The sequence below is a fragment of the Chryseobacterium taeanense genome, assembly GCF_900099685.1.
In the GTDB taxonomy this organism is placed as follows: domain Bacteria; phylum Bacteroidota; class Bacteroidia; order Flavobacteriales; family Weeksellaceae; genus Chryseobacterium; species Chryseobacterium taeanense.
The window spans coordinates 67,679-79,742 of record NZ_FNDW01000010.1 but is presented as its reverse complement, the minus strand read 5'-3'; the positions used below and the strand labels follow the sequence as shown (position 1 = coordinate 79,742).

The window sequence follows — 12,064 nt, the reverse complement described above, 5'->3', positions numbered from 1 at the left end:
ATTTAAAATTTAACATTAAGCTGAAAACCGATAGTTCTTGAAGTTGGCAGCTGTCCCATTTCGATACCGGGAGTAATGGTTGCATTATCCAAAGTAGCTGCTTCAGGATCAAACAACGGGAACTTCGTCCACATCCAGAGGTTTTTTCCGAAAAGCGCAAGGGTAAGGTCTGTGATTTTTAAAGGAGCTGTAACAGATTTTGGGAAAGAATACGCAATTCTGGCATCTCTCAGTTTAATAAATGAAGTATCAAAAGTATTTGTCTCTACGTTGGCTCTTCTGTAATAATCTCCATAATAGGTAGATACCGGAATTCCTTTTGTATTAGGAGAATAAGAACCATCGGCATTCTGTACAACACCTTGACCAACGATCAGACCGCCGGGGTTATCTCTTCCTTCAAGAGTGTGGACAAGCTTCCCTTGCTCAGTCATTTTGTGATGAGACTGAGAATAAGCCATTCCTTTATACTGTCCATCGAACGAGAAGCTTATGGAAATGTTTTTATATCTGAACTCATTCTGGATTCCGGCTCTCCATTTTGGATAGGCATTCCCTATTTTTTTCATCTGTGCAGGTTTAGCCGTCAGTCCGTCACTTCCAAATACTACCTGCCCGTCCGGTGAATACACAAGTCCATATCCGTAAAGGTCTCCTAATGATCCGCCTACTACTGCATTGTAATAAACCGCTCCGCCAACACTTGCATACGTATATGGCTCACCATTAAACTCTTCCGGAAGCGATAAGATTTTATTTCGGTTCATAGACCAGTTTGCCGATACATTCCATAAGAAATTTTTACTCTTTATCGGATAGGCATTCATCATCATTTCAATCCCCCTGTTCCTGATTTCTCCTGAATTGATTACCCTTTGCGTATATCCTGTTTCCCATAAAACAGGGACGTTTCTGATAATCTGATCTACAGAATTACTCTGATAAGCTGTGATATTGTAAGTTAACCTGCTATTGAAAAGGCTGAAATCCATCCCTCCTTCGATGTTGGTAAGCATTTCAGGTCTTAAATTTGGATTAAGATAGCGGTTGGATACCTCAACGGATCCCGGAAATGCAAGACTCGGATTATAATAATTCAACAACTGGTAAGGTTCTGTATCGTTTCCGGTCTGCGACCATGAAGCTCTTAATTTCCAGAAATTAAATTTTCTGCTTTTCAACCCGAAAATATCGGAAAGAATAAATGAAGAGGAAACCGATGGATAGAAATAAGAACGGTTTGCCTTTGGTAAGGTACTACTCCAGTCATTTCTGGCAGTAACGTCTAAAAAGACTTTATCTTTATAGCTTAATGATGCCAACCCATACATACTGCTTACCATTTTATCGTAAGGCTGCGGAAGATCAAAACGTTGCGCTACCGCATTGGTAAGGCTATACACACCTGCTTTTTTTAGCCCTAAAGCATAATAATCTTTGGTAAGTTGTTCAAAATACTGGGTAGATCCACCCGCTGTAGCAGAGAAGTTGAATGCACCGAATGTATTTTTATAATTAACCATTAAATCATTATTAAAATTGAATCCGTTTACATACTGCTCTCTGTAATACCCCTGAGCAAAATTTGCAGAACTCCAGGGTCTTTTTTGTGTACGGAGTTCGTCATTTATTGCCATTCCTGATCTTAGTAAAACATCAAAATGTTTATTGATCTGATAGCTTAAACTTACGTTTCCAACGATATTTTTTTTGTCTAGACTATTCGTCATCTCATACGCAATCAAATAAGGATTATCAATATAAGAACTGAACGGGTGTATCTGATCTACCTGATCCTTTCCTTCTTTCCAGATCGGCTTGTACCATGCCAGATCAACGTTTGGATTCTGGAAAATCATGAAATATGAAATCGACTGGTTATTGTATCCCGTCGCAGGAAGGTTATCACTTTTGGTCTGATTGAAAGATAATTTAATATTGGCTTTAAACCTGTCATTAACTTTATGATCGACAGATATAGCCGCTCCCCATTTTTCAAGGCCTGTATTAGGCATCATCCATTCGTTTTTCAGATAGGATAATGATGCTCTGAATGCGGTCTTATCATTGGAACTTTCTAAAGCAAGATTATTTGAAAAGGTAGTTCCTACTTGCCAAAAATCCTTTATATTATTTTTATAAGGCCTCCAAAGCTGTCTTTCTTTGCTTTGTCCCTGTTCATTAGGATCATACTGAAAAAAAGACTGTCCGTTGAACTTGGGTCCGTATGCACTGCTGGTAGATCCCGTGTTTACTCCGTCGGGTGATACCCCGTATGAATAATAATAGTTTCCATTTTTATCTTTCTGCATCGTTCCCTGGCCATATTCATACTGATAATCCGGCCATTTCAGAACAGAATCAAAACTTGTATAAGAATTTAAAGAAACCTGAATTTTACCATTTTTGGTTTTTCCTGATTTCGTAGTAATCATAATAGCTCCTAAAGCACCTCTTGATCCGTATAAGGCAGATGCACTCGGCCCTTTCAAAACAGTAATGCTTTCGATATCGTCTGGATTGATGCTGCTGAGGTCGTTACCATAATCAATCGGCACGTCACCTCCTGCGCCGGCTCCGTAGGCTGGAGTTCCAGTTCCTACCGTTCTAGAATTCAAAGGAACGCCATCCAAAACAATAAGCGCCTGATTATCGCCCATACTGCTCATAGAAACATCACCTCTTAAAGTAATCCTTGGTGTTGCCAAAGGTCCTGCACCGGCAGTCTGAATTTTAAGGCCCGCCACTTTTCCTTCCAGAGCGCTTGTCCAGTGATTATTCTGTGTTCTTAAAAGCTGTTCTGAATTGATTGTTTCTGTAGAATACCCAAGAGCTTTATTTTGCCTTTTGATTCCCAGAGCCGTTACTACAACTTCATCAATGTTTTTAATGGTGTCTCTTTTTATTTTCTGCTGAGCCGCCAAATTCACACTGACTAATCCTAATAATGATAATATTAGTAATTTTTGTGTTTCTTTACGCATATCCTTATTTGTTTGCGCAAAATTAATCTTAGATTATGGTTATGATTTTAACATCGTTTTAACATTTATTAAAGAATTATTAAACACTATATTAATTTATTTTTAACAATATCTCATACACCTTTGAATGGCAACACTTTAAAATAATTAAGAAATTTTAATATAAATACGAGGTTTTATTTACCTACATTTATTGTCTTTTCGGTCAAAAACGATAAATACCACACATGTACCACTAAGTGTAAAACATTAACAAATTATCGGTATAGGAAGAAAATAAAAAAGTCTGCCTCGGAAAAGACAGACTTAGATTTTATTTTTTTAGAAGATTATTTATCTTTCAACTGGTCGGGAATGTTGGTCGTAATAAATCCGATTCCCTGTTTTTTCAATTCGTCTGAAATGGCAATATCATTCACCGTCCAGGCATTCGTTATTAATCCCAACGCTTTGGCATCAGCAATCCAGGTCGGATTTTTCTGGAAAACACTGTAATGATAATCAAGACCATCTAAACCTTCATCTTTGATCTGCTGCGGAGAAAGCTCACCTTTCAGATATTGTACTTTGAAGGAGGGTTCAAGTCTTTTAATTTCCTTACAGATATTCAAACTGAAAGAAATAAACTCACATTGAGATCCCAGCTTCATATCTTTAATCATTTTGATGGTTTTTGCCGTTAGCTCATCTTCTTTTTCTTTCGTTTTATCAGGCTTTATTTCTACAATAAGCTTGAGAGCTTTATCTTTTTTTCCTTGTTTTAAATAATCTTTCAGGGTAGGAAAATTTTCACCGTTGGATAATTTTACTTTTTCGAGTTCTTTAAAATCGGTTTCAGAGATTTCCATTTTTGCATGATGCTCGTCATGATTTACGACCAAAATGCCATCTTTCGTCATTCTTACATCGAATTCGGAGCCGTAAATTTTTAAATGCTGAGCATTTTCCAACGACTTTAAAGAATTTTCCGTTGTCGGTGGCTGGGTTTGCCAATACCCTCTGTGGGCAATGATCTGGGTTTGTGCCTTCATTACTAGTGTGCTTACAACTGCTAACCCTAAGATAATTTTTTTCATAATACAGATAATAATTTTTTATTGAATATCGCCAAAACCATTCTGTGCGAAGAATTCACATAAAATAATAGACAAATTTAGAAAGACATTTCCGATAATGCTTTACACTGAATATAAAAATTGTTTAATTTATTGTTAAATCTAATCATCAAAATCTCCTTAATACTTACTATTTTTGCTGAAAAGACAGAAGTAAAATGCCCGACAATATCGAAAACATACAGCAGAAAATAGAAGATCTTCGTAAGGAACTTCATCAGCATAACGAAAATTATTATCTTCTGGATACTCCAACGATCTCAGATTATGATTTTGATATGCTCTTGGAAGAGCTTCAGGACCTGGAAGCAAAACATCCCGAATTCTACGATGAAAACTCTCCAACAATGAGAGTCGGCGGCGGAATCACAAAGGTTTTCCCTACCGTTCAGCATAAATTCAGAATGTATTCTCTGGATAATTCCTACGATTTTGATGATCTTGAAGACTGGGAAAAAAGAATCATTAAAACCATCGATGATCCTGTAGAATTTGTTGCTGAATTAAAATACGACGGTGCTTCTATTTCCATTTTCTATGAAAACGGAAAACTTGTGCAGGCAGTGACCCGTGGCGACGGTTTTCAGGGTGACGAAATCACATCCAATGTTCGTACGATTTCCGATATTCCTTTAAAGCTAAAAGGCGATTTTCCTGAACACTTTTTCATGCGTGGTGAAATTTATTTAACCCGGAAAAATTTCGATAAAATCAATAGACAGCGTGAAGAAGATGGTCTCGACCCGTTCATGAATCCCAGAAATACTGCAAGCGGAAGCCTGAAAATGCAGGACAGTGGTGAAGTAAGAAAACGTGGATTGTCATCGGTTCTATATCAGTTTATTTCCGAAGAAATCCCTGCCGAATCCCATTGGGAACTGCTGGAAAAAGCAAAATCCTGGGGTTTCAAAACATCACAGCAGGCTAAACTCTGCAAAACTTTGGATGAGGTAAAAGAATTTATCAACTATTGGGACATCGAAAGACACAATTTGCCTTTTGAAATAGACGGAATCGTTTTAAAAGTCAACTCATTAAAACAGCAACGACAGCTTGGCTATACTGCAAAATCTCCACGTTGGGCAATGGCTTACAAATTTAAAGCTGAAAAAGTTGAAACTGAATTACAAAGTGTTTCTTATCAGGTAGGAAGAACAGGAGCAATCACGCCGGTAGCCAATTTAAAACCTGTTTTACTGGCTGGAACTATTGTTAAAAGAGCTTCTCTGCACAATGAAGATATTATTAAAAAGCTTGATCTCCACGAACATGATTTTGTCTATGTAGAAAAAGGCGGCGAAATTATTCCCAAAATCGTCGGCGTAAATACAGAAAAAAGAACTTCCGAAAGTAAAGAAATTGAATATATTAAAAATTGTCCGGAATGCGGAACCGAGCTTGTAAAAATTGAAGATCAGGCGATTCATTTTTGTCCGAATGATTTGCACTGTCCTCCACAGGTTGTCGGAAGAATGATTCATTATGTTTCGAGAAAAGCTTTAAATATTGATAATCTGGGAAGCGAAACCATTGAGCAACTTTATAGAGAAAAATTAATTGAAAATCCCGCAGACTTTTATGTTTTAACCAAAGAACAGCTTCTTCCTTTGGAAAGAATGGCGGAGAAATCCGCCCAGAATATCATTTCGGGTATTGAAAAATCAAAAGAAATTCCGTTTGAAAAAGTATTGTACGGAATTGGTATAAAGCACGTTGGAGAAACGGTTGCCAAGAAATTAGTCAAAAATTTCCCAACCATAGAAGAACTTAAAAATGCTACGGCAGAAGAACTTTGCCAAGTAGAGGACATCGGAACGAAAATCGCAGTGAGTATCGTAGACTTCTTTGCCAATCCGGAAAATGTTCTGATGCTGGAAAGACTAAAATCTTACGGCGTTCAGTTGGAAAAAGGAGAAAACACCAACGAAGTTTTATCGAACGTTTTAGCAGGAAAAACTTTTCTTTTCACGGGAAAACTGTCGTTGTTTACGAGAGAAGCTGCTGAGGAAATGGTAGAAAAGCATGGCGGCAAAAACATTTCAGCCGTTTCCAAGAATTTAAATTACCTCGTTGTTGGTGAGAAAGCCGGAAGCAAACTAAAAAAAGCTCAGGATATCGGAACGATCGCGATCCTTGATGAACAGCAGTTTCTGGATTTGATAGAAAAGCAATGATACTCTAAAATATTTAACATAATAAGCCATTGAGATTGTTTCTTAATGGCTTATTTTTGCCCGAAATTTAAAATTGATAATAACCATGAGAAAAATTTACCTAGTTGTCTCTCTGATTATGTTTGCTGTGTTTCAGGCACAGATTGTGAATATTCCTGATCCGGCTTTTAAGGCTAGATTACTGTCTGCTGACGTAACAACAAATAATCAAATTGCAAGCAACATTAACGGACAAGCTATAAAAATTGATGCTAACAGCAACGGGGAAATTGAAGTTTCCGAGGCTGCAAATGTGGCTTTTCTTACCGTTTCAGTAAATGCAATCAATGATATTACGGGCATTCAGAGCTTTTCTAATCTCCGTTCACTGTCTTTATTTGGTTTTGGTGCAACAAGCATTAATGTAAGTGGTCTCAGTAATCTTAATTATCTTACAATTCAGGCATTGGATAATTTAACATCAATTGATATTGCCAATTGTACAAATCTTGAGAATTTAAAAATAATTAGCTGTTCTGCTTTAACTTCTTTAAATCCTGTCTCATCATCTATAAAAAATATAAGTGTTTTCAGTGGAAACCTAAATCAGCTTGATGTCACAGGCTGCCCTGCACTTGTAGGACTATCTCTACAGGCTACAAAAATTTCCACTCTTAATTTATCAAATTTTCCCAACCTTAAAACTGTTGATCTTTTAAGTAATTATCAACTTCAAAATATCAATTTTCAAGGATCTAATAAACTTTATTCTATTTCAATATCCAGTTGTGGAGTTTCCAATGTAAGTGTTGCCAACCTTCCACAGCTTTGGAAACTTGAATGTAACAGTAATGGAACTTTAAATACGGTAAGCGCTACAAATTGTGCAGCTCTTGAAAGGCTGGTTTTAAATTACAATAATAATCTTACAAATCTCAATGTAAACAACCTTCCAAGCATTTTGATTTTGGATATTTTTAAAAATAAGTTTAGCTCGATTGATATATCTTCTTTAGCTACCTTACAATTATTGAGATGTGATGAAAACTATTTTCCGTCATTAGATCTAAATCAGAATACTGCGCTGGTAAATCTAGAATGTACTAAAAATCTTTTGCAATCATTAGATCTCAGCCATAATCCTCTTCTTTATACAATTAGTTGTGGTTTTAATAATAATCTACAAAATATAAATTTAAAAAGTGGAAGTCAAAATTTTCCATATGGTATCTCAATAAACAATCTTCCTCAATTAAAGTTTATCTGCATTGACGATAATAAGTTAAACGATGTTTTATCTACATTGAACGCCTATGGTTACAGTAATGTTGTTACCAATTCCTATTGTTCATTCACACCTGGCGGAATATTCTATACCATTCAGGGAAATACAAAATATGACAGCAACAATAATGGCTGTGACATTAATGATGCCAATAAAGCTTTTCAGAAATTCAACGTTACCAACGGAACAGTTTCAGGAAGTTTAATTGCAAATAATTCAGGAAATTATTCAATCGCTGTAGGAGCAGGTTCTCATACAATAACTCCGATTCTTGAAAATCCTACATATTTTAACATTTCGCCTACAAACCTGACAGCTAATTTCCCAACTCAAACAAGTCCACTAGCTCAAAATTTTTGTATTTCAGCAAACGGAACACACAACGATCTTGAAACTTTTATCATTCCGATAACTCAAGCTACACCTGGTTTTAACGCAAAATATAAAATCGTTTATAAAAATAAAGGTACGGGAACACAATCAGGGACACTTTCATTTAATTATAACGATAATGTGATGGATTATTTAAGCTCTACAGTTGCGCCAAACTCGCAATCAACAGGATTATTAAACTGGAATTTTACAAATCTTCTTCCTTTTGAAACAAGAGAAATTACCGTAACTTTAAAATTAAACACTCCTACACAGACTCCGGCTTTGAACGGCGGCGATGTACTTCATTATACAGCTCAGGTAAATGCCGGAACAGATGAAACCCCTCTAGATAATACATTTACTTTAAACCAAACTGTCGTAAACTCTTTCGACCCGAATGATAAAACATGTTTAGAGGGAACAACAATTACCCAGGCAAAAGTGGGAGATTATGTTCATTACCTTATTCGTTTTGAAAATACAGGAACGGCAAATGCACAGAATATTGTCGTAAAAGATGATATAGACGCTTCCAAATATGACCTGTCAAGTTTAGCATCTCTGACCGGCAGCCACGATTTCGTGACAAGAATCACAGGAAACACCGTAGAATTTATCTTTGAAAATATTCAGCTTCCTTTTGATGATGCCAATAATGATGGATATGTTTCATTTAAAATTAAAACAAAATCTACCCTGAACGTTGGCGACAGTTTTAGCAACAAAGCGGGAATCTACTTTGATTATAATGCTCCGATTATCACCAATAACTTTATGACAACCGTCCAGAATACTTTAGCTGCTTCGGAAATCAACAAAGAAAACAAGACGATTTCAATCTATCCGAACCCTGTACAAGAAGTTTTAAATATTAAGTCTAAAAATGAAATTACGAAAGCAGAAATCTTTGATGCAGCCGGAAGAATTTTAATTTCAACTCATGTAAAAGGAAATTCAATCAATGTTTCCGAGCTTGTAAAAGGAAATTATATTATCAAATTATTTACAAAAGATAAAACCTTCACTCAGAAATTCATCAAAAATTAATTAAATTAGAAATAAATAAGCAAGACTGTCTTCCTGGCAGTCTTTTTTTATGACTATCACCGAGATCATAATTATCATTTCTTTTTTATTGTAACTTTATTATGCTTTAAAGTATAAAAAAATGGAATTTTTAAAAGATCACTCTATTCAAAATGAATTGCTGCTGATTTTCATATCGGTTATCTTGGGATTGCTGATTGGCGCAGAACGCGAATATCGCAACAAATCGGCTGGGTTAAGAACTTTCATCCTGATATGCTTCGGTTCGTGTCTCTTCACGATACTTTCCATAAAAATCGGAATAAATAATCCTGACCGTATTGCTGCCAATATTATTACCGGAATCGGCTTTTTGGGAGCCGGAGTAATCTTTAAAGGTGATAACAAAATAGACGGAATCACAACCGCAACCACCATATGGGCCGCGGCATCCATCGGTATGGCGGTAGGCTCCGGATACGTATATCTTGCTGTCACGGGTGCCGTTTTAGTGCTTTTAATCCTTGGCTCTCTGAATCATTTTGAAAAGTTTATCGACAGAGAACATAAAATCAGGGAATATAAAATTGCCGTTATCAACCACCTGGACATTCCTTATTGCGAAGAACTTTTCAGAAAAAATCATCTTAGGTATGCCATCTCAAAACAGCAATATACTCAGGGAAATCTCTCCACATCATGGATTATCACCGGAAGGAATATCAATCATGAAGCTTTAATGAAAAGTCTTATGGAAGACGAACGAATTATTGCCTATCAGTTTTAGATATATGAAATTATTTTTTCTTGAATTTAAATTTTTAGTGAAAAATTTTAACTTAAAAAACATAAAACGGATCACACTACAGAAAACAAACAAATCATAAACAGCTCATCCTCAAAACCAAATTAAAGTCATCTCTCAAAAATGCCAAACTCACAATTTCTTCGTAAATTGGAGCAAAATTTTGATTATGACAAAAAAGATACTTTTATCCGTATTTCTTTTGCCGGCTGTAATGACATTTGCACAGCAATACGGAGGAATGTGGATACCGACAGAGCTGAATGAAAAGGAAATGAAAGATCTGGGAATGAAAATCTCTGCCAAAGACATCTTCAATCCTCAGAAAGCAAGTATAAAAGATGCAGTCGTGCAGTTCAACGGCGGATGTACTGCGGAAATCATTTCTCCAAAAGGTCTTTTACTGACCAATCATCACTGTGGTTACGGGCAGATTCAGGCACATTCAACCGTTCAGAATGATCTTTTATCCAATGGTTTCTGGGCTAAAAATACAGAAGGCGAACTTCCGAATCCAGGCGTAACGGTTGATTTTATTGTTGACATAAAAGAAGTGACCAATCAGATTCTTCAGGGAACGGATAATCTTACGGAGCCTAAGCTTTCTAAGCAGATTGCCAAAAATATTGAGATTTATAAAAACTCACAGAAAACAGAGCCTTACCAGTCGATTTCCGTAAAATCAATGTACTACGGAAATAAATTTTATGCTTATACCATCGAGACGTATAAAGATATCCGTTTGGTAGGAGCACCGCCACAAAGCATCGGAAAATTCGGTTCCGACACCGACAACTGGGTTTGGCCAAGACATACCGGAGATTTTTCCATGTTCAGAATTTATGCAGATAAAAACAATAAACCTGCTGAATACTCTAAAGACAATGTTCCTTACGTTCCGAAGCATTACCTTCCGGTTTCCATTAAAGATAAAAATGAAAATGATTTTACATTCGTTTTCGGTTTCCCTGGAAGAACTACGGAATATCTTCCTGCCATAGCGGTTGAAAAGATCATGAAGGAGATCGATCCGGCAAGAATCGCCGTGAGGGATGTTGCTTTGAAAACACTGGACGAAAAAATGCGTACCGATGATGCAACACGTATTCAGTATGCTTCAAAATATGCATCAGTAGCCAATTACTGGAAAAAATGGATCGGCGAAGTGGAAGGCTTGAAAAAATCCAATGCCGTAGAGAAAAAAGTAATGTATGAAGGTTCTCTTGTGTCTAAAAATCCTGAAATTAAAACAACTTTAGATCAGTTAAACAAATTGTATAACGATCAGGCTCCGTTTGCGTTAAACAATGCTTATTATTCTGAAACCCTCAGAAATGCGGAAACACTGATGCTTGCCAATCTTTATTATAATTATATCACAGCGGTAGAAGCTGGAAGAATGGATGAGAAAAACACCACTTCTTTCAAAAACAGACTAACCTCTTTCTATAAAGACTACAACGCAGAGCTTGATGCAAAAGTGACTGCAAAGCTACTGGCTTTATACGCTAATAAAACAGATGCTCAATTCCTTCCTGCCGGATTTGAAAAGTTCAAAAATGAAGCTCAAAATATTCAGGTGATTGAAGATGCTTCTAAAAATTCGATCATTACAGGAAGAAGTGAAGTAAATGGCGCTTCTTTAAGCAAAGACATTGAAAAAGCTTTCTCTAATCAGGATAAATTAATCAAAACGTTAAAGAAAGATCCTGTTTTCCAGATTTACATGGCTATGAGAGATACGTATATGACGAAAGCAGATCCTCAGTTTACTTCTCTTCAGACGAAAATTGACGCATTGCAAAAGACTTATATGGCTCAACAGATGGCTACCGATAAAGACAGAAAATTCTTCCCGGATGCCAACTCTACGATGCGTGTAACCTATGGAAAAGTAAAAGGTTCTTCGCCGAGAGATGCGGTTTCCTACAACTATCAGACGCACCTCGCTGGCGTAATGGAAAAGTATATTCCGGGAGACTATGAATTTGATGTTCCTAAAAAACTGATCGATCTTTACAGCAAGAAAGATTTCGGAAATTACAAAGACAAAACCGGTGACGTTCCGGTAGGATTTACCGCAACCAACCATACGACAGGAGGAAACTCCGGAAGTCCTGCGCTGGATGCCTACGGAAATCTTGTCGGCTTAAACTTCGACAGACAATGGGAAGGAACGATGAGTGACATCAATTACGACCCGCGTTTCAGCCGAAACATTATGGTGGATACCAAATATATCCTTTTCATCATTGATAAATTTGCCGATTCTAAATGGCTTATTAATGAAATGAAAATCGTGAAATAGTTTAATTAAATAC

6 protein-coding genes are annotated in these 12,064 nt (G+C 36.5%); 4 read left to right on the top strand and 2 right to left on the bottom strand.

Translation table 11 applies throughout. The features are described 5' to 3' along the window. Nucleotides 1-2 precede the first annotated feature (2 nt). Both BLR30_RS13500 and BLR30_RS13495 read right to left on the bottom strand, forming a co-directional pair. Complete coding sequence (locus tag BLR30_RS13500; RefSeq protein WP_089859864.1) at nt 3-2,984, bottom strand: SusC/RagA family TonB-linked outer membrane protein; 2,982 nt, start codon at nt 2,982-2,984, stop codon at nt 3-5. A 329-nt stretch (nt 2,985-3,313) separates the two neighbouring features. After that, nucleotides 3,314-4,060: a glycerophosphodiester phosphodiesterase family protein gene (locus BLR30_RS13495; protein ID WP_089859861.1), complete on the bottom strand. Its 747-nt coding sequence runs from the start codon at nt 4,058-4,060 to the stop codon at nt 3,314-3,316. Between the two features lie 197 nt (nt 4,061-4,257). On the opposite strand from BLR30_RS13495, the gene ligA reads away from it, so the two are divergent. The 4 genes from ligA to BLR30_RS13475 all read left to right on the top strand — a co-directional run bounded on the left by ligA (nt 4,258) and on the right by BLR30_RS13475 (nt 12,051). Continuing rightward, nucleotides 4,258-6,273, top strand: a complete 2,016-nt coding sequence (gene ligA / locus BLR30_RS13490) for an NAD-dependent DNA ligase LigA (protein ID WP_089859858.1) — start codon at nt 4,258-4,260, stop codon at nt 6,271-6,273. 85 nt (nt 6,274-6,358) lie between these two features. Then, nucleotides 6,359-8,959, top strand: a complete 2,601-nt coding sequence (locus BLR30_RS13485) for a T9SS type A sorting domain-containing protein (protein WP_089859856.1) — start codon at nt 6,359-6,361, stop codon at nt 8,957-8,959. A 121-nt stretch (nt 8,960-9,080) separates the two neighbouring features. Then, nucleotides 9,081-9,725: an MgtC/SapB family protein gene (locus BLR30_RS13480; RefSeq protein WP_089859853.1), complete on the top strand. Its 645-nt coding sequence runs from the start codon at nt 9,081-9,083 to the stop codon at nt 9,723-9,725. Between the two features lie 187 nt (nt 9,726-9,912). Next, nucleotides 9,913-12,051: a S46 family peptidase gene (locus BLR30_RS13475; protein ID WP_089859850.1), complete on the top strand. Its 2,139-nt coding sequence runs from the start codon at nt 9,913-9,915 to the stop codon at nt 12,049-12,051. The last annotated feature ends 13 nt before the right edge of the window (nt 12,052-12,064 follow it).